Origin of the sequence: Butyricimonas faecihominis, from assembly GCF_033096445.1 — a bacterium.
Classification (GTDB): domain Bacteria; phylum Bacteroidota; class Bacteroidia; order Bacteroidales; family Marinifilaceae; genus Butyricimonas; species Butyricimonas faecihominis.
On record NZ_AP028155.1, the window covers coordinates 3,614,161 to 3,638,021 of the forward strand.

Annotated in this window: 20 protein-coding genes; all 20 read left to right on the forward strand. The window is 38.7% G+C overall.

The annotated features are described in order from the left end of the window. Position 1 precedes the first annotated feature (1 nt). Positions 2-760, forward strand: a complete 759-nt coding sequence (locus R8806_RS14935) for a hypothetical protein (protein ID WP_229782939.1) — start codon at positions 2-4, stop codon at positions 758-760. Between the two features lie 141 nt (positions 761-901). Continuing rightward, positions 902-2,827, forward strand: coding sequence for a polysaccharide biosynthesis protein (locus tag R8806_RS14940; protein ID WP_124317397.1), 1,926 nt, complete (start codon positions 902-904; stop codon positions 2,825-2,827). Positions 2,828-2,849: 22 nt separating this feature from the next. After that, a complete protein-coding gene (locus R8806_RS14945) occupies positions 2,850-3,620 on the forward strand; it encodes a polysaccharide biosynthesis/export family protein (protein ID WP_124317402.1) in 771 nt (256 codons plus the stop codon). A gap of 17 nt (positions 3,621-3,637) precedes the next feature. Further along, entirely contained in the window at positions 3,638-5,929 is a 2,292-nt protein-coding gene (locus tag R8806_RS14950) for a GumC family protein (RefSeq protein ID WP_124317398.1), read from the forward strand. A gap of 17 nt (positions 5,930-5,946) precedes the next feature. Then, a complete protein-coding gene (locus R8806_RS14955) occupies positions 5,947-6,621 on the forward strand; it encodes a tyrosine-protein phosphatase (RefSeq protein WP_124317399.1) in 675 nt (224 codons plus the stop codon). Between the two features lie 53 nt (positions 6,622-6,674). Further along, positions 6,675-7,994, forward strand: a complete 1,320-nt coding sequence (locus R8806_RS14960) for a nucleotide sugar dehydrogenase (RefSeq protein ID WP_124317400.1) — start codon at positions 6,675-6,677, stop codon at positions 7,992-7,994. Between the two features lie 85 nt (positions 7,995-8,079). Next, complete coding sequence (locus tag R8806_RS14965; protein WP_151412042.1) at positions 8,080-9,426, forward strand: O-antigen polymerase; 1,347 nt, start codon at positions 8,080-8,082, stop codon at positions 9,424-9,426. Between the two features lie 4 nt (positions 9,427-9,430). Next, on the forward strand, positions 9,431-9,988 hold the full coding sequence (locus R8806_RS14970; protein WP_151412034.1) for an acyltransferase: 558 nt from the start codon (positions 9,431-9,433) through the stop codon (positions 9,986-9,988). Positions 9,989-9,990: 2 nt separating this feature from the next. Then, positions 9,991-11,271 (forward strand): lipopolysaccharide biosynthesis protein, encoded by a 1,281-nt coding sequence (locus tag R8806_RS14975; RefSeq protein WP_151412027.1) that lies wholly within the window; start codon positions 9,991-9,993, stop codon positions 11,269-11,271. 3 nt (positions 11,272-11,274) lie between these two features. Further along, complete coding sequence (locus tag R8806_RS14980) at positions 11,275-12,411, forward strand: glycosyltransferase (protein WP_124318426.1); 1,137 nt, start codon at positions 11,275-11,277, stop codon at positions 12,409-12,411. 46 nt (positions 12,412-12,457) lie between these two features. Further along, positions 12,458-13,147, forward strand: a complete 690-nt coding sequence (locus R8806_RS14985) for a sugar transferase (protein WP_151412020.1) — start codon at positions 12,458-12,460, stop codon at positions 13,145-13,147. A gap of 16 nt (positions 13,148-13,163) precedes the next feature. Beyond that, positions 13,164-14,285, forward strand: a complete 1,122-nt coding sequence (locus R8806_RS14990) for an ATP-grasp domain-containing protein (protein WP_124318400.1) — start codon at positions 13,164-13,166, stop codon at positions 14,283-14,285. 5 nt (positions 14,286-14,290) lie between these two features. Then, a complete protein-coding gene (locus R8806_RS14995) occupies positions 14,291-15,610 on the forward strand; it encodes a phenylacetate--CoA ligase family protein (protein ID WP_151412006.1) in 1,320 nt (439 codons plus the stop codon). A 12-nt stretch (positions 15,611-15,622) separates the two neighbouring features. Further along, positions 15,623-16,663 (forward strand): CapA family protein, encoded by a 1,041-nt coding sequence (locus tag R8806_RS15000; RefSeq protein ID WP_151411998.1) that lies wholly within the window; start codon positions 15,623-15,625, stop codon positions 16,661-16,663. Then, on the forward strand, positions 16,660-17,874 hold the full coding sequence (locus R8806_RS15005) for a glycosyltransferase family 4 protein (RefSeq protein WP_151411991.1): 1,215 nt from the start codon (positions 16,660-16,662) through the stop codon (positions 17,872-17,874). Before R8806_RS15000 ends, R8806_RS15005 begins: the two co-directional genes overlap by 4 nt. Positions 17,875-17,879: 5 nt before the next feature. Then, the gene (locus R8806_RS15010; protein WP_124317391.1) at positions 17,880-18,956 is read left to right on the forward strand and encodes an ATP-binding protein; all 1,077 of its coding nucleotides are present in this window, start codon (positions 17,880-17,882) and stop codon (positions 18,954-18,956) included. A 5-nt stretch (positions 18,957-18,961) separates the two neighbouring features. After that, a complete protein-coding gene (locus R8806_RS15015) occupies positions 18,962-20,203 on the forward strand; it encodes a DegT/DnrJ/EryC1/StrS family aminotransferase (RefSeq protein ID WP_124317392.1) in 1,242 nt (413 codons plus the stop codon). 88 nt (positions 20,204-20,291) lie between these two features. After that, positions 20,292-21,335 carry a polysaccharide biosynthesis protein gene (locus R8806_RS15020; protein WP_124317393.1) on the forward strand — a complete coding sequence of 348 codons (1,044 nt, stop codon included), beginning with the start codon at positions 20,292-20,294 and terminating at the stop codon, positions 21,333-21,335. Between the two features lies 1 nt (position 21,336). Further along, positions 21,337-22,497 (forward strand): non-hydrolyzing UDP-N-acetylglucosamine 2-epimerase, encoded by a 1,161-nt coding sequence (wecB, locus tag R8806_RS15025; protein ID WP_124317394.1) that lies wholly within the window; start codon positions 21,337-21,339, stop codon positions 22,495-22,497. A 1-nt stretch (position 22,498) separates the two neighbouring features. Beyond that, positions 22,499-23,704 (forward strand): capsular polysaccharide biosynthesis protein CapF, encoded by a 1,206-nt coding sequence (locus tag R8806_RS15030; protein WP_124317395.1) that lies wholly within the window; start codon positions 22,499-22,501, stop codon positions 23,702-23,704. Positions 23,705-23,861: the final 157 nt, after the last annotated feature.

The window sequence follows — 23,861 nt, forward strand, 5'->3', positions numbered from 1 at the left end:
GATGATGGAGAAAGGTTTATTTTATGATTTGTACGATCGGTTACGTGAAGTTAATTTCCGTTCGTACTCTCCCGACAAGTTGTCCGCTTATCTTCACGGTTATCTTACGGTTTACACGATGGTGCGGATATATCCGTGGTTAGAGGCCGAGTTTGGAGTTCTTTACGATATTCACGAAAGGGCAAAAGAAATTGCCCGTTGGTATGAGGTATTGGTGCAGAAGAAAGAACTTCCGGCAAATTTTCGTGCCGGTTACGCTGCGGACTTGATGGACGTTTACCAGTTGTACTCGGATTTGGATTTTTTGGAAAAAGGAGTGGATGCTGCCTACGATATACTGACACCTTGGGGAAGTCAAAAACTGGTGTTACCGTGCCGTACTTCTAATATTTGCCGGTTATTGTGTAATTGTTATTATTTTACGGGAGATGCGGAATGTGGCGAATTGGCAGGTAAATTGGTGACAGAAGCTTTGGGATATATGCGGGGAAACCACCGGGACGATTTGTTGGGATGGTGGGATGCGATTTGTTTGTATGATAACGTGGTAGGCTTGATGGAATTACCCGTTGAAGAACAGGAGCGATTGAAAGAAGAGCGGGTCCGGTTGGCCGTACGGGTACGACAAGTGGAGGATGATATGATTGAACAATTTGTGCGGATGGGAGAGGTCTCCTCTGTTGATGTGGGGCTGGTGTTTTATATTTTGGCGAAACGGGAGTTTGTAGCTTGCAACACGAAGTATGAAAAGAAAGAATAAATATACCAATTCACACTAAAAATGCGATACCGGGCACATGCAACTCTCGGTAACAGCGTCTCCTTTAAACGGTACTTCATACGCCGGATCAAGCTATTAAATACTGGAGGAGGCGCTTCTTTTACAAAATACCAATAATAAATGAAATACTCGTTTCACTCGGTATGTAATCGTTTGCACGAGAATAAGAAGTATGTGAATGCTTACACGATTCTCTTGGTGGATATTTTTTTGTCCGTCATGAGTTCGTTTATCACGCTTCTTTTTGCCGATAGTTTTATCATCGATCTCTCCCGATTAACCTATGGCGTGATTATTGGCGGTTCTTGCGTGGTTAGTTTGTTGGTTTTCTGGGGACTGAGGGTGAACCGGAATATCATCCGGCACGCCACGATAAAGAGCATTGGGAAAATGGGATTTGCAATTTTCCTAAAAGAACTCCTGTTGGCAGGAATGATCCTCGTGTCCGGTTCTCGACTGTTCGGGCAACACCTTTTTGCCTGTGCCGTGATTGATTTTCTCGTGACATCGGTGATTCTGGTGGGTTTTCGGGTAACGCTCGTGCTGGTTTATGATTTTACGATCTCTCTGTATGGTTCAGGGAAGACGAGGGTACTGGTCTACGGAACCGGTGATAAAAGCGTGGCTCTGAAGACGAGAATGCACACTAGTAAGCACTATCACGTGGTGGGATTCGTGAATCCGGATAGGTACCTGAAATCTTGCGTGCTTTCGGAATTGCCGGTTTACTATTTTGAGGATGAACAGCATTTCTCCCGTTTTGTGAAAAAATATAATATAAACGGTGTGTTATATCCCTCACGTGAGGAGGCTCGTCGGGAGGCGGATCGGTTGGTTCGTTTTTGTCAGGGGATTGGAGTAAAGAACTTGTTTTCCCCGCCAATAGACGTGCTGGGAGATGGTTTGAAAAAGACGATTATCCGGGAGATCCGTATAGAGGACTTGTTGGGACGGGAGGAGATCAAGGTGAACACGAGGGAGATTGAGGCGTATTTTGCGGGTAAGGTGGTGATGGTGACTGGTGCGGCAGGTAGTATCGGTAGCGAGCTATGCCGCCAGTTAGCTGCCTTTGGCGTGGGGTATCTGGTGTTATTTGATAATGCGGAAACCCCGATGCACGAGTTGCGCTTGGAATTGGAACGGAATTTCCCGAACTTGAAGTTCACCCCTTTTGTCGGTGATGTTCGTCAGAAAGAACGGTTACGGATGGTTTTTGAAAAATATCGTCCCCGTGTAGTGTTCCATGCGGCTGCCTATAAGCATGTTCCCTTGATGGAAGAGAACCCTTGCGAGGCGGTTCGGGTGAATGTGGTCGGTTCAAGGCTGGTGGCGGATTTTTGCGTGGAGTATAATGTGGACATGATGGTGATGATTTCCACGGACAAGGCCGTGAATCCGACCAATGTGATGGGGGCTTCCAAACGACTGGCGGAGATATACGTGCAAAGTTTAGGATTAGCAATAGAGCGTGGGGAAGTGAAAGGTAAAACTCGTTTTGTCACGACTCGTTTCGGAAATGTACTGGGAAGTAACGGCAGCGTGATTCCCTATTTCCGGAAACAGATCGAGCGGGGTGGTCCGGTGACGGTTACTGACCCGGGAATCACCCGCTTTTTCATGACTATCCCGGAGGCTTGCCGGTTGGTGATGGAGGCGGCCACGATGAGTACGGGCAATCAAATCTACGTTTTTGACATGGGAGAACCCGTGAAGATCGTCGATCTGGCGGAACGGATGATTCGTTTGGCGGGGTACGTCCCGAACGAGGATATCAAGATCAAGTTTATCGGCTTGCGGCCGGGAGAGAAATTGTACGAGGAGGTTTTAAGTAACGAAGAGAACACGATCCCGACGGGGAATGCTAAAATTCGGGTAGCAAGAGTCCGGAAGTACAAGCGGGACGAGGTGTTGAGAGCTTATGATCAACTTGCGGAATTAGCATTGGCGGTACGGATTGAGGATACCGTGCGGTTGATGAAACAGGTGGTGCCGGAGTTTAAATCGAAGAACTCCCGGTTCGAAATACTGGATAAAATAAATAATTAACTAAAATAAAGACTTACAAGTGATGACGGGAACTGGAAGATTGTTTTTTATCGGTATGCTGGTTTGCTTGTTGGGGGCTTGCGCTTCCCCGAAGGACGTGGTGTACCTGCAAGATGTGAAGATAAATTCTAGAGTGAAAGCAGCTTTGCAGTATCGTACGGTGATCCATGTGGATGATCTATTATCAATCGTGGTTTCCTGTGATGATATTGAGACGGCCCTGCCTTTTAACACGCCGATGATCGGGTTGGGACAGAACAACACGAGAACAGGTAACGATCAACTTTACGGGTATCTGGTGGACACGGACGGGACGATCGATTTCCCGGTGTTGGGAAAGATTAAAGTGGAAGGTTTATCCCGGACGGAACTGGCAGCTAAATTGAAGAAGGAGTTGAGTAACTACCTGAAGAACCCGATCGTGACTATCCAGTACTTGAATTTCAAGGTAACCGTGTTGGGAGAAGTGAAAGCTCCCGGGAGTTACAAGGTGAATAGTGAACGGGTCTCCATTTTTGATGCTTTGGGAATGGCTGGAGATTTACAAATTAATGCAAAGCGTAAGAACGTGCTGGTGATGCGAGAAGACGGGGACGAGAAAGTTTTCGCCCAACTGGATTTGACATCGGAAAATATCATTCATTCGCCTTTTTTCTACTTGCAACAGAATGACGTGGTCTATGTCGAACCCAATAAGGCTCGGATTGTGGGAGGAAATGCCGGGGCATTTCTGCCTTACGTTTTATCGAGTATTTCCACGTTGGTGGCAATCCTTGCCATCGCAATTCGTTAACCTAGAACCGGAATTACATGGAAGAGAATAACTTGAACAGGGAACGTGAGTCCGAAAGTATAGATATAAAAGTATTAGTTGAAAAGTTTATCACCCGTTGGCGTTGGTTTGCGGTGTCGGTGCCTTTGTGTTTGGTCATCGCTTTGTTGATATGCCAGAGCCGAGTGCCTATTTACAACGTGACGGGTAAGGTGATGATCAGCGACTCGAAAAAGGGGGAACTGGGAACGAACGTGATGATGAAAGAGCTGGGCTTGGCGGCGGCGGATATGTTTGTGGAGAACGAGATCGTGGAGCTACAGTCGAAGAACCTGATGCGGGAGGTCGTGGAGGAACTGGACTTGAACGTCCGTTACGTCCGTGAAGGTTTCTTGCGTGACCGAGAACTTTATAACGATTCGCCGGTGAAAGTTCTTGTGGATAATCCCGGGGAGATCCGGGACACGTCTTTTCACGTGTTGTTGGACACGGCGAACCTCGTGATATTGATGAACCTTGACGGGGAGAAAATGTGGAGCGGTCACTACTCGGAGAGTGTTCCTATGGGAGACTATAACCTCTCGATCGAGCCTAATAGGAAAGTTACTTCCAAGGAAAAAATCCGGGTGGACCTGTCTAGTTTTCGAAAAACGACAGATGTTTTTTCAAAAAACTTGAACGTGCAAATCTTGGTAAAGAACACGAACTCCGTATTGGTCTCCTTGAAAGACGCCGTACCGGCGAGAGGAATTGCGGTGATTAATGCTCTTGTCAAGCGGTATAACCAGAACGGTATCGATAACAAGAGGATCGTGTCAGAGGCGACGGTGGAGTTCATCAACGAGCGGCTGGACGTGATCAACCAAGAGTTGGGAACGATCGAACGACGGGCGGAAGACTTCAAGAAGACGAATAAATTAACGGATATCACCTCGGATGCCGCTTTCGTGATGGAACGCAAGAAACAGTCGGAGGCGGAGTTGATGAAATTGCAAACGGAGCTGGACGTGTTGCGAAGCATCCGGGCGGCGATCACGCAGAAACGGGCGGAAGAGTTCTCGCTGTTGCCGGAAAACTTGGGTCTCTCGGACGAGGGTTTGAATGCGGGGATCACTCGTTATAACGAGATGGTGTTGCGTCGGGGCAAGTTGCTGCAGAGTGCTAGCGAGAGCAATCCGATCGTGATCGGGCTAAACTCCCAGTTGCAAGGATTAAAAAAGAACATACAAGAGACAATTACCAACGTGGAGAGTGGTCTGTTGATCAAGTTGAAGAGCGTGGAGAAAGAGAATGCGTCGGTGAACGAGATGTTAACTTCCGTTCCCACGCAGGAGAAACAGTATCGAGATATCGCCCGGCAACAGGAATTGAAGGAGAACCTTTTCCTCTTCTTGATGCAAAAACGGGAGGAGGCGGAGATCGCTAAATTGATCTACGTGGCGACGGCTAAAATTATAGAGGATCCGTCTGCGGGTAGTGCTCCTGTAGAGCCTAAAAAGGCGTTGATCATGCTCGTGGGGTTGTTTCTGGGCGTGGGCATCCCGGTCGGGATTATCCTCTTGCTGGATATGCTGAACGATAAAGTTCGTTCTATCGACGAGGTGAAACGGGCACTACCGTTCCCTGTGCTGGGAGATATACCTGAGCTACCTCAAGAAGAGGTTACCCTGTTACGGGAAAATTTTTCCGTGTCGGAATCGATGCAAGTGATCCGGGAGAAATTGAACTATATGCTGGGTGAGAAAGCCTGTCCCGTATTGTTGGTGACTTCCGGGGTACCCGGGGAGGGGAAGACACTGGTGGCTGCTCACTTGGCGAAGGCTTATGCGAGGGCGGGTAAAAAGACGTTATTGGTCGGTTGTGATCTGCGAAATCCGCAGTTACACTCGTATCTTCATAAGGATTACTCCCGTGGCTTGTCGGCTTATCTGGCAGGAATGGAACCGGAATGGAGACGGCTGGTACATTCGCTAGGAGAAAATTTAAGCGTGTTGTTTGGGGGAGATGTCCCGCCGAACCCGGTAGCTTTGCTTTCAAGTGATAGGTTCAAGACATTGTTGGAGGAGATGAAGGGGGAATATGATTGCGTTATCCTAGATACTCCCCCGGTGGGAATTCTAGCGGATGCCTTGACGATGGTCAAGCAAGCGGACGCTTGTTTGTGTGTCGTTCGCTTGAACGTGTTGCCGCGAGGGGTGTTATCTTCCTTGCGAGTACTGGAAAGCGAGCATCACGTGACGAATTGCGGGGTGCTGGTTAACGGTGTGTCTAGGAGAATACACTATTACAAGTACGGTTACGGTAATTATTACAACAAGCAAAATAGATAAGAGGGTAAGTTATAGTCATGTGGTGGTTTCGAAAACGGGAGAAGGTACATTTTGATTATACCCATGATATTCATTCGCATGTTCTACCCGGAGTAGATGACGGGGTTAGGACTTATGGGGAGTCAATCATAGTGTTGAAAGGCTTATCTAGTTTGGGCGTGAAACGAGTGACATGCACCTCCCACGTTTATTTTCCTGCCTTGATGAATGGACGGGAAAATCTTTATCCCTTGTTGGAAGATCTTCGAGCTGGTTTGCAAAAGGAGGGAATAGAGATAGAATTGGATTTGGGAGCCGAGTATCGTGTCGGGGAGTACATGTTGAGTTTGATCGAACGGGGAGAGATCCTGTCCGGGGACGAGAAACGGGTACTGGTGGAACATAACTTTTTATCTCCCTCACCTTTTTTTGATCAGGTAGTGTTCGAATTACAGACCAGGGGGTATGAAGTGGTGTTGGCTCATCCAGAGCGGTACGTTTTCTGGGCGGATGATATCGTTCGACACGGGGAGGAGTTGAAGAACAAGAATTGTCGGTTACAGGTGAATATTCTGTCGTTCGCAGGGTATTACGGGAAGGAGGCACAACGGGGTGCGGAAAGGTTACATGATGCGGGGATGATCGATTATTATGCGGGGGATGTGCACGGGATGAGGCATGTAGAGGCTATTGGAGAATTTTTAAAAGGTTGATAGTAATTGTTTGATTAAAATGAATATAAATAGAAATAATGAATATTCACGTCATGAACAAGTTTAAAGATATAAAAATTGCCGTGGCCGGAACCGGTTACGTTGGCTTAAGTATAGCGACATTGTTGTCCCAACATCATCAAGTGAAGGCGGTAGACGTGATACCTGAAAAGGTGGAAAAACTAAACAACAGAATCTCCCCGATTCAAGATGATTATATCGAGAAATATTTGTCAGAGAAACCCTTGAACTTTGTGGCAACCCTCGATGGTAAGGACGCTTATAAGGATGCAGATTTCGTAGTAATAGCTACTCCGACCAATTATGATCCGGAGAAAAACTATTTCGATACCTCTCGCGTAGAAGATGTGATTGACTTGGTGTTGGAGGTGAATCCCGATGCGGTGATGGTTATCAAGAGTACTATTCCCGTGGGTTACACTCGTAATCTCTATGTCAAGTACGCTCAAAAGGGGGTAAAAAAGTTTAATTTACTCTTTTCTCCAGAATTTTTGCGTGAAAGTATGGCTTTGTATGATAATCTTTATCCAAGCAGAATCATTGTAGGTTATCCCAAAATTATAGACAAACCTGAATTTGTCAAAGAGAACGAGGCGATAAAGGCCGTGACTGATGTCGAGATGCTAAGAGAAGCGGCCCAAACGTTTGCAGGGCTTTTACAGGAAGGTGCTATTAAAGAGAATATTGACACGCTCTTCATGGGCATGAAAGAGGCTGAGGCCGTGAAACTCTTCGCCAATACCTATCTTGCCTTGCGAGTGAGTTATTTCAATGAGCTTGACACGTATGCTGAGATGAAGGAACTTGATTCTAAGGCTATCATTGAGGGAGTGGGGTTAGATCCCCGTATCGGTACACATTACAATAATCCCTCCTTTGGTTACGGGGGATATTGCTTGCCGAAGGATACCAAGCAATTGTTAGCTAACTACCAAGATGTACCACAGAACATGATGTCTGCTATCGTGGAGTCAAATAAAACTCGCAAAGATTATATTGCTGATGCTGTATTACGAAAGGCAGGTTATTACGGTGAAAACGGACAATGGGATTCGAGTAAAGAGCATGCTTGCATTATTGGGGTTTATCGCTTGACAATGAAAGCGAACTCTGATAATTTTCGTCAATCCGCTATCCAAGGCATCATGAAGCGAATAAAGGCAAAGGGGGCAAACGTAATCATTTATGAGCCAACTCTTGCAGATGGCGAAACTTTCTTTGGTAGCAAGATTATTAATGATTTTACCAAATTCAAAGCGATGAGCAAAGCTATCATTGCTAACCGTTTTGATGACACTCTTAGGGATGTTGAAGATAAAGTTTATACTCGGGATATATTCCATTGTGATTAAATATAAGAAAGAAATAGAGAGGAATTATGATTGCAAGATATTGTACTTTAATTTATAAATTCTGTATGCACTGATTTTTAATAAAATGATGAGATTATTTGCAGTTATAATTATAATATTTCCTGTATTATTATTTTATTTAATAAGAAATAGAAAACATGATGTTTTTTCTCCACTTAATGCATATACGTTATTATATATAGTTAAGATAGTTTTACCAACGATTATATATGCTATACCGACGAATATTTCAATAGTTGATGATATTTTTTTAAAGAATGCTTTATATTCAGATACCTCGTTTTTTTGTTATATCATTTTGCAGTCTTTGGGATATGTATTAGTATTACTTGGTATCAAGGTGGTTGCAAATCGATATTTGAAAATTGCAGATATTCAAATGTCTCAAAATGAGATTGGTCGACTTGATCATGAAAATATTCGGATTTATAAAACTTGGGGAATTATTTTTTATTTATTGGGGATATTGGGATTTTTTCTGATTATGTCTAAAACAGGAGGTGTTGCTTATTTTTTTTCAAATTTACAATATAGAACTTACTTAGTAAGAGATTTAGATTTTGAATCTTATCTTCTTTCATTGTTAAATTATGCACCGCTTTTAATTATCTATTCTAAAAGATGGACGAAAGGTAAAATACGATTTATTGATATCATATTGATCATTTTTGCAGGATTAATGGTAGGATTAGGGGGAAGAAAGGCCTTGTTGATGCTTGTAGTAGAGAGTATAGTTATTTATCACTTTGTTGTAAAAAGAATAAGAATAAAAAAAATTTTGCGTCCTAAATATATTATTGGAATATTATTTGTGTATTTGTTTTTTACGACATATTCAAAATTTAGGCAAGAGGGAGCGTATATGCAATTCATAAACAGCCCTGTTGCATTTTATACGGAAAATGTAGATGGAGGATTAGCTAGAGCAATAGCAGGTGAATCTTATGTTCCTTTTTACGTAGCAATAATTAATTATTTTGAAACTCATCAAAAGTGGTATGGAACTTCATTCAAAGGTTTATTTACGGCGTTTATTCCTTCATCTTTTTATTCTGATAAACCTCCTGTGGATGATGGAATGTATTTATATTCTATAGCTAATGGTCGAGATGGATTATTGCCTCCAATGCCTGTACATGAATTAGATGGATCATCATGGCCATTGGAAACCGTAGGGGCAATGTATGCAAATTTTGGATCTTTAGGTGTTTTGATTGGAATGTGGTTGGTGGGAATCATTATTGGAAGTGTTTATAATAAAATGATCAAAACAAATTATAGTTTTTTATTTGTAATATTCTATACGTTAATGCTTTTTACTTTTGAACTTTCATCTCTTCGTATAGTACAATTAGTAATGGCTTTTGTTATACTTTCAGTGATACAATTTACAGTTAATAAATTGCATTAATAATATGATCAAACAACTTATATATCATAGAATAACGACTTTTTTCTTGAAACTATTTTGTTCTTTGTTTTATAATCCCAAATATCTAAAAGGAAAATTTTTCGAAAAACACCGGATGGGATATTGGTGGGCAATTAGGGCTATCCCACGTTTGTATTTTTTACATCGTCAAAATGTAAATTGGCCTGTTGGTAAAAATACCATGATACTAGGGGGGGATAAAATTTTGTTTCATGTTAATTCCATCAATGTTTTCCAACAGCCTGGGTGCTATTTCCAAGCGTTTGCTACGATTAATATTGGGAATAATGTATGGATTGGGCAAAATACAGGAATAATTACAGCTAATCATAATTTGTTAGATCCAGAACAACATGAAATAGGAAAACCTGTTTATATTGGTGATAATACATGGATTGGAATGAATAGTGTGATTTTACCGGGTGTATCTTTGGGGCCTAACACAATAGTTGGAGCGGGTTCTGTTGTAACTAAATCTTTTCCTGCTGGGCATTGTGTTATAGCAGGGAATCCTGCTAAGTTGTTGAAAATTATAGAATAGCAATGAGTATATTGCGCCAAAACAAAGTTTTTCATAATATTTTTTTGATGAGTGCGACCACGGTTGTGGCCCAATCAATAAATATTATAGCTCAGCCTATCCTCACTCGTTTGATTTCTGCTGAGACTTTAGGTATATACACGTTTTTGGTGAGTTTAGCTAATATGGCGATACCGGTAGCTTCTTTAAAACTTGATATGTTAATTGTTTCAGAGGATTCCGATGATGAGGCTCAATATGTTACAGATTTAAGTATAGTTATTGCGTTGGGAGTATCTATCATTTATTTTCTTGTCATTTTTTGTGCTTATTTTATAGGTCCTAATATTTTCAATAAATATGGTCCTATTATTTTCATGGTACCTGTTATGGTATTTACGAACGGAGTCCGTTATTTACTTGTTAGTTATAATAATAGATACTGTCAATATAAGTTAATAGGTGTGATAGGAATTGTTCGAGAGGTTTCAAGAGCTGTTATTCAAGTAATTTCAGGGTTATTTCAATGGGGGATTATTGGTCAAATTTTAGGTTATGCTTGTGCTCCTGTTTTTGGTATATTTAGACAAACGAAAGACTATAGGGGAAAATTGAAAAAACGATCTTTTCTTTCACCCAAAAAAATGAAAGAAATACTTGGTAAAGGAAAAAATCAGATATTATATCTAGTTCCCGCCCAATTCCTAAATAATTTCTCGTCTGCGTTAGTAATTATTTTTATAACATCTTTGTATGCATCAGAAACTTTGGGGTATTATTCTGCTGGAGTTCGATTGTTAGAAATTCCTCTTATTTTTATAGCAGCTAATGTCAGTAAAGTATGTTACAGGCAAATAAGTGAAGATGTCTCTTTAAGAAAACCCACAATAAAAACTTTATTAAAAATTTCTGCAGGGTTACTAGGAATATCTTTGGTGGGTTTTGGGATATTGTATATTATCGCACCCATTTTTGCACGTTTTATCTTTGGCCCTGGCTATGAAGTTGCTGGAGAATACATTAGGTGTTTATGTTTAATGTATGCAATTAGGTTGGTTGTTACTTCTTTTGCTGGTTTGTTCACCATTTTTGGAAAACAAAAGATAGAATTTTATATGGTACTTTTTTTAGTTATAGCTGCTATTGGGATTTATTTATGTTGTAAATTTTTTAAATTTCCCGTGACGACATTTTTATGGTCAATATCTGTAGCTTATTCTTTTCTGTATTCTTTTATTTGGTTTGGATATTTTCTTTTGTGTAAAAGACATGATAACTCATTGATTGTTAATAGTGGAATATAAAATATGAGAGTTTGCATATTTACGTCAACAAACGATAAAAGTGAAGGGGGGCCTTCTCGTAGTGTCCCTATTTTAGCTAAGGGTGTATCAAAAGTTGGATGTGATACATTTTTAATGACAAGAGAAACAATTGATATGAATTTTCATGCATTGGAAGGATTTCCAGCTGTAAGGTTAAAAATACTACCCTACAATATTACTTATAAGCAATTGGAACAAGAAATATTAATAGATAAATATGATATTGTTCATATACAAGGTATTTGGATTCCAATTTATCATTATGTTGCATCTATAGCGAGAAAATATGGTATTCCATATATAATAACTCCAAGGGGGGCATTAGAACCATGGAGTTTATCACAAAAAAAGTGGAAAAAGAAACTGGCAATGTTATTGTATCAACGTTTTGATATTCAGAATGCGAATGCAATTTTAGCAACAGCAAATTTAGAAGCAGTTCATTTACGGGCACTTGGTTTTACAAATCCTATTGCAGTTATCCCTAATGGAATTGATATTTCTGAATACAAATGTAGGACTTTTGAGGATAGAGATGAGATAAAGAAACAAATTCTTTTTTTGTCTAGAATTCATCCTAAAAAAGGGATTGAAATACTTATCGAATCGTGGAAGAGATTAACTGGAAAATATAAAGATTGGAATGTTGTTATTGCGGGTAATGGTGAAGAGAATTACATAAGTTATCTTAAAGAATTAATTAAAAATAATTATCTTGATTCAAGTGTTTCGATTATTCCTCCTGTTTTTGGTGAAATGAAACGAAAATTGTATTGTGAATCTTCTTTATTTGTGCTTCCTACATATAGTGAGAACTTTGGGATGGTAATAGCCGAAGCTTTAGCATGTGGTATTCCCGTAATAACAACAACAGGAACTCCTTGGGAAGAGTTGAATACGAATAAAATAGGTTGGTGTGTTGAGCTTTCCGTTGAGAATATTGTATTAACAATAGAAACAGCTATTCAATTAGGAGAAGAGAAACTTTTTGAAATGGGGCAAAAAGGGCATATGTATGTCAATGATAAATATGACTATTCAAAAGTGGGAATGAAGAATAAGCAGTTATATCAGTGGATATTGGGGGAAAATCCAGATTTCACGTTACTATACAAATAAATTTTATAGGATTGTATTTTCTAGAAAGAATCAATAATTTATTAGTATGTATAAAAAATATTTTAAACGTAGTATAGATTTTATCATTACATTATTTGGTTTTATTTGTATATCACCACTTTTTCTTGTGTTGTGTCTTCTTGTTAAACATAAACTTGGGTCACCAATTTTTTTTAAACAGGTGAGAATCGGTAAAGACGAAAAGCCTTTTAAAATGATAAAATTTAGAACCATGTTGGATTCTCGAGATGAAAATGGGAATTTGTTGCCAGATACGGATCGGTTTGCAAAATTTGGTGATTTTTTAAGAAATTCTAGTCTTGATGAACTTCCAGAGTTAATAAATGTTATTAAGGGAGATATGAGTTTGGTAGGTCCTCGTCCTCTCTATCCATTTTATTTACCATATTATACACCTGAAGAAAGTTTACGTCATACGGTTCGTGGGGGAATTACAGGTTTGGCGCAGATAAATGGTCGTGCATTATGTAGATGGGATGACCGTTTTGCCTATGATTGTAAATATGTTAAAGAAATATCATTAATAAATGATGTTAAAATTCTTTGGAGGACTTTTTTCAAGGTGGCAAGACAAAATGATATTGGTATTCCCTCTGTGACGGAGGAAGGAGGACTTCATCTTGTGCGTAAAATTCAACGGCCAGAGAAAATTGAATATGTGGAAAAGATTCGGTTAAAATGGGGTGGATATAATGTACCTCATTTCAATAAATAATACATTATCAATAAATATGAATAATCGTTTGATGATTCTAGGTACGAATGAGTATCAGAATCCTGTTATAGTTCGTGCCAAAGAATTAGGATATGAGACTCATGTCTTTGGTTTACAGAGGGGAGAGATCGGTGAGATTACAGCCGATTTTTTTCATCCTGTTGATATCTTAGATTATGACAGACTGTGGAAAGAATGTCAGAAATTGCATCCGTGTGGTGTAGTTTCTATTTGTTCAGAACTTGCAATGCATCCAATGAATTTTCTGTTACGTAAGATGGGAATTCCTTGTAATAGTGAGTGGACGGAGAAGATTTCTACAAATAAGTATCTCATGCGTCAAGTAATGAAAGAAGGAGGTATTGATAGTCCCAATTTTATGCTTGTTACAGAAAAAAGTGTTATTGAAGATATTTATGCAGCGACTTCTGAATTTATTTATCCTCTAATTTGTAAACCAGTAGATTTAAGTTCAAGTCGTGGCGTATTTAAAATTGATAAAAAAGGAGATTTAGAAAAAGCTCTTGATTATGCTTTGGGATGGTCAAAAACAAAAGAAGTTATTCTTGAAGAATTTATCGAAGGTCCTGAGTATAGTGGAGAAAGTATAGCGTACGAAGGAAAGTATAAGTTGTTAGCTATCACAGAAAAGCATACAACTGGAGCTCCTCATTTTGTTGAAATTGGGCATCGTCAGCCCGCACTTTTAGAGCCTGAGATGTTTAAAAAGATAGAACGGATTCTTTATAAGGCTTTTGCGGCAATGAAAATAGAATATGGTGCTGTTCATCCTGAATTTCGCATTGCTTCAGATGGAAAAATTTATTTTATGGAAATTGCTACCCGTATGGGGGGAGATTGTATAGGTACAGATCTTACACCTCTTTCCTCTGGTTATGATTTTATGGGGATGGTAATAAATATTTGTTGTGGGAAAGTTCCAGATTTTACAAAAGTAGGTAAGCCTAAAATAGCAGAAATTCATTATATTATGTGTCAAGAAGATTTGATAAAGTTTGAGAATCTTAAAAAAGAAAATCCAGAAATCATTTGGCGTTTTAGTAAAATGAGATCTATAAATGAAACTCCTATTTTGAAGAGTGCCGATCGTGCAGGGTACTATATTATAAAAAAATAAGTTATATGCGGCTATTAGAATTTTGTCGGAATAAGTCATTTTGGTTTCTTGATCGTTTGAAAGGTTCTGCAGTAAAAGAGGCTTTAACAATTCTTGAGAAGTGTGAGAATTCGGAATGGAATGATGAAGAAGTTTTTTCTTATCAACAAAAACAACTTATAAAATTATTAAAACATTGCCAGAATACAGTACCTATCTACGGAAAAATAGATTCCTTAAAACTTTGTGATTGGCCAATTCTTAAAAAGAATGACTATCGGGAAGATTATAGTAAACATCTTTCTATTGCCTATCAAAAAGAAAAGTTGTTTCCAATGTCGACAAGTGGATCAACAGGCACCCCTTTTGTTTGTTACCAAGATTTAGGTAAAAGACGTCATGTATATGCTGAAGTTTTATATTATAATGGTAAAGTTAATTATCAGATCGGGAAACGAATAATTTATTTGCGCTCTATTGTTGGAGAATGTAATAAATCTGTGATACAACAGATTTTTCAGAATATTTATTTATTAGATTGTCAAGACTTAAGTGATGATGGAATAGAGAAAAAGTTGAACTTCATCCGAAAATACACGAAGAATTGTGATGCTATGTTGATGGGGTATTCTTCTACTCTTGATGCTTTTAGGAGATATTTTGATAAGTTTGGTCATGAAAAAGCGCAGGGGTGTAATATTAGTGGGATTGTGGGAGGTTCTGAAATGTTGTTTGATAATACACGTATGTCATTAGAGCAAGCTTTCCATTGTAAATGTGTTTCACGTTATGCCAATGAAGAAAATGGTTTTTTAGGTCAAGATTATACAAAAAACAACATCTTTATTCCTAATAGAGCTAATTATTATATCGAAATTTTAAAATTGGATTCTGAGGAATCTGCGGAGCTTAATGAAGTTGGAAGAATTGTAGTTACAGATTTATATAATTATGCTATGCCTATGATAAGGTATGATACTGGGGATGTTGGTGCATGGACAATAGTAAAAGAACACGGAGTAACTCGTAAAGCTATTGGGTCTTTTGGTGGAAGAATCGTAGATATGATATTTGATTCTGAAGGTAAAGCTCTGTCTCCCCATTCTATTACTAATCTAATGTGGAGATATCAAAATATAAAACAATTTCAATTTGCCCAGATTGCTTGTAAAACCTATGAAATGCGTTTGGTGATAGAAAATGGCTCTATTAATGAGAAAAAAATGATTGATGAACTTCATGTAATTGTTGGTAAAGATGCATTCTTGAGTATAAAATATCTCAGTACTATTTCTACTGCAAAATCAGGGAAGAAAAAATATATTTTAAACGAAATGTTTTCGTAACTAGATTCTATTATGATATTTTTAGGCGATATCGCTTGTCCCGAAGAGAAAATACAATCGTTTGTTGATTGTGTTAATAGAATAAACGTGTTTGATAATGAGATTGTTATTTTTAATCTTGAGGCTAATATTTTGGAACCCCAAGAGATCGAACGTACTCTTACTCTTTTTAATTCACCACAAATTGTTCAAGCCTTTAGTAAAGCCCGGAAAGTAATCGTATCATTGGCAAATAATCACATGTATGATTATCCTGCGTTAATTCAGCGTACAAAACATTATTTGGAACAAAATAACATTGGTGTTTTTGGAATATGCGAAAATGATGGCTTAATTCTTCCATATGAATATGAAGATCGAGGTCGACATTATGCATTTTTTGGTCATTGTTGGAGGCTATATACAAGAACGAATTCAAATCAGGAGAATAATACCTGTGTGGTTGATAAGCCATATGATGAGTTTATAGAAGTCGTTAAAAACTATATTTTACTCAAGCCTTTAACTAAAGTGTATTGTTTTATGCATTGGAATTATGACCTTGAAAAGTGGATTATGCCGATGCATCGGAATATTTCAAGAGATTTGATTGATCTAGGAGTTGCAGGTGTAGTTGGTTGTCATTCTCATTGTCCGCAAGGTGCTGAGTTTTATAAGGGGAAACCGATTGCGTATGGATTAGGAAATTTTTATTTGCCATCTAATTGTTACTTTAATGGTAAACTTGTATTTCCTAGTTTTTCAAAAGAGACTTATGCTTTAAAAGTTAATGATGACGAAAATCGTATCTTATGGTTTAATACTGACAAAAATGATGAAATCGTTTCTTTCGTTCAAGAGGAAAGTATGAGAGGACCTAAAATAAGCGAATTGTCTTTATTTAAAACGATGTCAACAGAGCAGTATATTAGTTTTTTTAAAAAACATAGGAGTAAAAAGTTTTTAGTGCCTGTATATGTAGAATATTCAGGAGTTAAATACCAAATTCAGGAAAGATGGGCAATTTTTAGGGTACGAGTGTTACGTTTTATTTTAAGTATATTGAAAAGATGAATGTATTATTTTTAGCATTGTCATTTAGTACGCCTTTCCATAAAAGTTTTTATGAGGATTTGTTACGTGTTTTTCAAAAAAACGGAAATCATATATATGTTGCTTGTGCAAAAGAAAAACGGAATTCAGAGGAGATAGGTATTTCTGATTCTAGAGGGATTACGGTTTTGCGAATATCTACAGGAAATATTACGGGCAATATAGGGATTTTTGAGAAAGGGATATCAACATTAACAATTGATCTAAAATTTAAAAAAGCTATAAAGAAATATTATGGTGATATTAAATTTGATCTTATTTTATATCCGACTCCTCCTATAACTTTGGTTAATACGATTAAGTTTGTTAAAAAGAAAACTAAGGCTAAAACTTATCTTTTATTGAAAGACATTTTCCCTCAAAATGCTGTGGATTTGGGTATGATGGGAACAAAAGGAGTAAAGGGATTGATATATAGGCATTTCCGGAATAAAGAAAAGAAATTATACAGGATATCAGATTTCATTGGTTGTATGTCTCCTGCAAATGTTAATTATGTTTTAAGCCATAATAGAGAAATATCGCTAGATAAAATTGAAGTTTGTCCCAATTGTTTAGCAATTCCTTCGAAAATACCAGAATTTAAAAAAATTAATTCAAAGATAAAACATCGATACGGCATTCCTGAAGGAGCGCTTCTCTTTTTATATGGAGGAAATCTTGGAAGACCTCAAGGCATTGATTTTTTGATGCGTTGTTTGGAAAAAGAGAAGGACAATAAAAAAGTATTTTTCCTTATAATTGGACAGGGTTCTGAATATAATAAGTTAAAAACTTTTATTAAAACACAAAATTTATTCAATGCAAAGTTGTTAGCTTATATGCCTAAAGAAGAATATCAAGATATTGCTGACCAAAGTGATGTTGGCATGATATTCCTCGATCATCGTTTTACAATTCCGAATTATCCTTCGAGACTATTGAATTATTTAGCTTCAGGAATACCTGTTTTACTTGCAACAGATTCAAATACAGATATTGGTATAATTGCTAAAAATAATGGTTTCGGATTTTGTTGCAATAGTAATGATATTGAGGGATTTGCCATTATTGTAGATAATTTTATTCATGCTGATAGGGAAGCGATGGGACGTAAGGGGTGGACGTTTCTAAAAGAAAATTATTCTGTGGAAAATGGCTACCGTATTATTATGAATCATTTTAAAAGTTAAAAAATATGAAAACAATTCTTGTTACAGGTATCGGTGGGTTAACACCTCGTTCTCTTGCCGGTATTATTCGTGAAAACCATCCTGATTATAAAATCATCGGTTGTGATATAGAGAAAAAAGCTGTCGGTTTTTTCATGGAAGGACTTTTGGACGAATATTTTATCTGTCCTCGTTGTAATACCTTAGAATACTTCCCTTGGATAGAGAAACTTGTTAAAGAAAAGAATATTGATTACGCTTTTGTACAACCTGAGAGTGAAATTGTTGAGTGGGGAGACTATTATGAGAAGAATGGTAGATTTCCATGTCCCGTGTTTATGGGGTGTAAATTGCTTTCTGTTTCGTTGAAAGATAAGGCTATCATGGCGGAACTTCTTGAGGGGACGAAATTCATTCCTAAGACTATCAAGGTTACACAGGATAATCCGCGCTATGAAGATGTAGAAAAGGTTATTGGTTTTCCCTGTTGGATTCGTGCAACTAACGGAACAGGAGGATTAGGGTCTCTTCGTCTCGATGATATTAGTAGTTATAAAAGTTGGTTGTTTATCAACTCTAAAATTCAAGAGTTTACGGTAAGTGAATTCCTTACAGGGCGTCATCTTGCTAACGAGATGCTTTATTATAACGGAGAATATATAAAGGGTGCCGCTCTAGAATGTGTAGAATATGTGATGGCCAATACGGCACCTTCCCATGTTACAGGTAATACTCATTTCGGACGTTTCCTTAATGAAGATCATATTAATAAGTTTTGTGATGATTGTGTTAAGTATTTAGAAAAGAAACTTGGAGTATCTGCACATGGTATTCTTTCTTTTGATTTAAAGGAAGACAAGGATGGTAATATGAAAGTTACGGAAGTGAATATTCGACATATGGCATATACTGGGGTTATGGCTCATGTAGGTTTCAATCTTATTGAAGATACAATTAAGATTATGGAAGATGGAAATTGTGATAGGGTTGAGAGAGTTCCTTATTATCATTATGAAAAACCATATGTTTTTTTGCGTGATGTAGATGTAGAACCCATTGTTTTAGAGAGTGAAGAAGTCTTCAATTATCCTTTTCAAATATAGATAAAATGGAAAAACGTATTTATCTCTGTTTGGCACACATGAGTGGTGAAGAGCAGAAATTTATAAAAGAAGCGTTTGATACGAACTGGGTTGTACCTCTTGGTCCTAATGTTAATGGCTTTGAGGCAGATCTTGAGAGATTCATAGGAGGAGATAGGCGGGTGGTAGCCCTTTCAGCAGGTACTGCAGCTTTACATTTAGCATTATTGGCTTGTAAGGTAGGACAAGGTGACGAGGTGATTGTGCAGTCGTTTACGTTTTGTGCTTCTAGTCACCCAATTACTTATCTTGGAGCTTCTCCCGTTTTCGTGGATTCTGAATTAGATACGTGGAATATGGATCCTGTGTTATTGGAAATAGCTATTAAAGACCGTATAGTTCAAACAGGACGTAAACCTAAAGCCATAATTCCTGTAGCTCTTTATGGTATGCCATATGATTGTGAACGAATCATGGAAATAGCGAATCGTTATGATATTCCTGTAATTGAAGATGCCGCAGAGGGATTTGGCTCTAAGTTTGATGGCCGTATGCTTAGTACCTATGGGAGATATGGAGTTTTATCATTTAATGGTAATAAAATGATAACGACCAGTGGAGGAGGTGCTTTAATTTGTGCTAATGATGAGGATAAACGTGAAATTATGTTTTATGCGACACAGGCACGTGAATCATACCCTTATTATCAGCATGAAAAAATAGGTTATAATTATCGCATGAGTAATATTTGTGCTGGAATTGGTCGCGGGCAGATGTTTGTGGCTGCAGATCATATTGCTCATCATAAACATATTCAATCTCTTTATCGGGAATTGTTTAAAGATGTGGACGGCATTGCTTTGCATGAAAACCCATCTCCTCGTTATGATAGTAATTTTTGGCTTTGTACTATTATTCTTGATCCAAAGTTACAAGTGAAAGGAGAAAAAGATGCTTATAAGAATATGATTCAAGGGGTTGTTGGGGGAGCAGCTGGTGTAACACATATTGCTTCAACTTTACATACAGATTGTGAGCCAAATCCGAATGTTGAAGCTATGCGTAGAATGCTTGATAGCGTAAATGTTGAAAGTCGTCCTTTGTGGAAACCGATGCACAAACAACCGGTTTATAAAACAGCAGTATCTTACACGAATGGAATAAGTGAAAGTTTATTTAAGAGGGGACTTTGTCTTCCAAGTGGTCCTTATGTTTCTGATAGTGATGTGGAGTATATTGTAGAGAAAATCAAGGAGAGTATTGATTAATAGAATAACTCAGGTTGTTGGAAAAGGGAGAAAGAATTTGTGGCATAAGAAAATTTTTTAGATAAAATATTAATAATAAAATATTATCATGTCCATTTTTAAAGACAAAGTTTTATTGATTACCGGTGGTACCGGTAGTTTTGGTAATGCCGTGTTGAAAAGATTCCTTCGTACTGATATTGGAGAGATTCGTATTTTCTCCCGGGATGAAAAGAAACAGGATGATATGAGGCACGAATACCAGGCAAAGTTTCCAGAGGTAGCGCATAAAATTAAATTTTATATTGGAGATGTTCGCTCGTTGGAGAGCGTGCGCGCTGCAATGCCGGGTACAGATTATATTTTTCATGCGGCGGCCTTGAAACAGGTTCCTTCGTGTGAGTTTTTCCCGATGGAAGCTGTTCGTACGAACGTGGTCGGTACGGATAACGTGTTGACTGCGGCAATCGAGAGTGGGGTGAAGAGCGTTATCTGTCTTTCCACGGATAAAGCTGCATACCCGATAAATGCAATGGGGATCACCAAAGCCATCGAGGAAAAGGTGGCTGTAGCCAAAAGTCGCTTGTGTAATCCTGATAAAACAAAAATTTGTTGTACGCGTTACGGTAACGTGATGTGTTCCCGCGGTTCCGTTATCCCGCTTTGGATCGAACAAATTCGAGCAGGACTTCCCATTACTCTCACGGAGCCATCGATGACTCGTTTTATCATGAGTCTGGATGAAGCGGTTGATCTTGTTCTTTTTGCTTTTGAGCATGGAGCAAATGGAGATATTCTCGTGCAGAAAGCACCGGCTTGTACGGTACAGGTTCAGGCGGAAGCTGTTTGTGAGCTTTTCGGAGGGAAGAAAGAGGATATTAAGGTAATTGGTATTCGCCACGGGGAGAAAATGTACGAGACGCTTCTCACAAAGGAAGAATGTGCTAAGGCGGTGGACATGGGGAATTTTTATCGAGTTCCGGCGGACAACCGGGATTTGAATTACGACAAGTTTTTTACAGAGGGAGATGTTGAGCACGTTACGATCGAGGAATTTAATTCCGATAACGCCTATCGGTTGAGCTTGGAAGAAACTAAAGTGAAAATTGCAGCATTAGAGTATATTCAAGAAGAACTAGCAAAAAAGAAATAATATGGCAGAATTTAAGAATAACGGTAAATTGAAGTTACTTATCATCGTGGGAACAAGACCGGAAATTATTCGTCTTGCTGCCGTGATTAATAAGTGCAGGCTGTATTTTGATTGTTTGCTGGCTCATACCGGGCAGAATTATGATTATAATCTTAACGGGATTTTTTTCAAAGATTTGAAATTGGCCGATCTTGACGTGTATATGGATGCTGTGGGGGCGGATTTGGGAGAGACAATGGGTAATATTATCGATAAAAGTTACAAGTTGATGGTGGCAACCCGGCCGGATGCGGTTCTCGTGCTTGGGGATACGAATTCTTGTCTTAGTGTGATTAGTGCGAAACGTTTGCATATTCCGATTTTTCACATGGAAGCGGGTAATCGTTGCAAGGATGAATGCTTGCCGGAAGAGACAAATCGCCGGATTGTTGATATTATTTCCGATGTTAACATGGCTTATAGTGAACATGCTCGCAGGTATCTTGCGGAATGTGGGCTGCCCAAGGAGCGTACTTACGTGACGGGTTCTCCGATGGCGGAGGTGTTGCATCAGAATTTGGCAGAAATAGAGGCTTCCGATATTCATGAACGTCTCGGATTGGAGAAAGGGAGGTATATCCTTCTCTCGGCTCACCGTGAAGAAAATATTGACACGGAGAAAAATTTTCTTTCTCTTTTCACGGCTATAAACATGATGGCAGAAAAATACGATATGCCAATTCTTTATAGTTGTCACCCAAGGAGTCGTAAACGGTTGGAAGTTTCCGGTTTTCAACTTGATCGTCGTGTGATTCGGCATGAACCCTTGGGATTTCACGATTATAATTGTTTGCAAATGAATGCTTATGCCGTCGTTTCTGATAGTGGGACATTGCCCGAGGAAAGTTCTTTCTTTATTTCAGTGGGACACCCGTTCCCGGCAGTTTGTATTCGAACTTCTACCGAGCGTCCGGAGGCTATAGACAAAGCTTGTTTTTTTATCGCTGGGATTGATTCCGCTTCTTTGTTACAGGCTGTAGAATGTGCTGTTGATATGAACGAAAACGGAGACCATGGTATTCCTGTTCCAAATTACGTGGACGAGAATGTTTCCACGAAAGTAGTGAAAATCATTCAGTCTTATACCGGTATTGTTAACAAGATGGTTTGGAGAAAGTTTTAGCATGAAAATACTTGTTACAGGTGCAAAAGGATTCGTAGGTAAGAATCTTTGTGCCGAATTAAGAAATATCAAGGACGGGAAATCTCGTTGTTGGGGAGATCTTGTTGTTGACGAAGTTTTTGAATATGATGTAGATTCTACTTCAGAGGAGTTGGACGAGTGGTGCAAGGAGTGTGACTTTGTCTTTAATTTGGCGGGAGTCAATCGTCCGCAAAATCAAAAAGAGTTTATGGAAGGGAATTTCGGTTTTGCTTCCACGTTGCTTGATGCTCTCAAAAGGCATGGGAACGTGTGTCCGGTGATGCTTTCGTCTTCCCAACAGGCTTCATTGACCGGACGTTTTGGTGATTCCGAGTACGGACGTTCGAAAAAGGCTGGAGAAGATTTGTTTCTTGATTATGCAACAGATACGGGGGCTGAAGTGTTGGTCTATCGTTTCCCCAATTTGTTTGGAAAGTGGTGTCGTCCGAACTACAATTCCGCTGTAGCGACATTTTGTAATAATATCGCGAATGATTTGCCCATTCAAGTGAATGATCCAACGGTTGAACTGGAATTACTTTATATTGATGATCTTGTGGCGGAGATGATTTCTGCCTTGAAGGGGAAGGTACATCGTTGCGAGTTTAACGGCTTGGATGTGGTGCCTTCTGTTACGGGAACTTATTGTTACTGCCCTATTACTCATAAGGTGACTCTCGGTGAGATTGTAGATAGGTTGCATGAATTTGCCGATCAACCTTTGACGTTGATGATGCCGGAGATTCCTGCCGGTTCTTTTGTAAAGAAATTATACTCGACATTTCTAAGCTATTTGCCGGAATCTAAGGTGGCTTTTCCGTTTAAAATGAATATTGATGCCCGCGGGTCTTTCACGGAACTTTTACATACTGCAAAGTGTGGTCAAGTTAGTGTCAATATTTCCAAGCCGGGAATAACGAAAGGGCAACATTGGCATCATTCCAAGTGGGAGTTTTTCATTGTTGTTGCAGGACATGGACTGATCCAAGAACGTAAGGAGGGAACTGACGATGTGTTCGAGTTCGAGGTCTCGGGAGATAAAATTCAGGCAGTACATATGCTTCCGGGTTACACTCATAATATCATTAATCTTTCGGAAACAGAAAATTTGGTAACAGTGATGTGGGCAAATGAAATTTTTGATCCTACGCATCCGGATACCTATTGGGATCCGGTTATTAAATAATCTGGTTTGAAAAGACGATAGAGATAGTATTATTCTTAAAAAGGGTATAACGAAAGTGGTTTTACGCTTTCGTTATACCCTTTTTTGTTTTCGGACAGTTTTGTCGTGAGGCATTTTTTGTTGAAAGGTCATCTTGCGGGATATAAAAATAATCGTT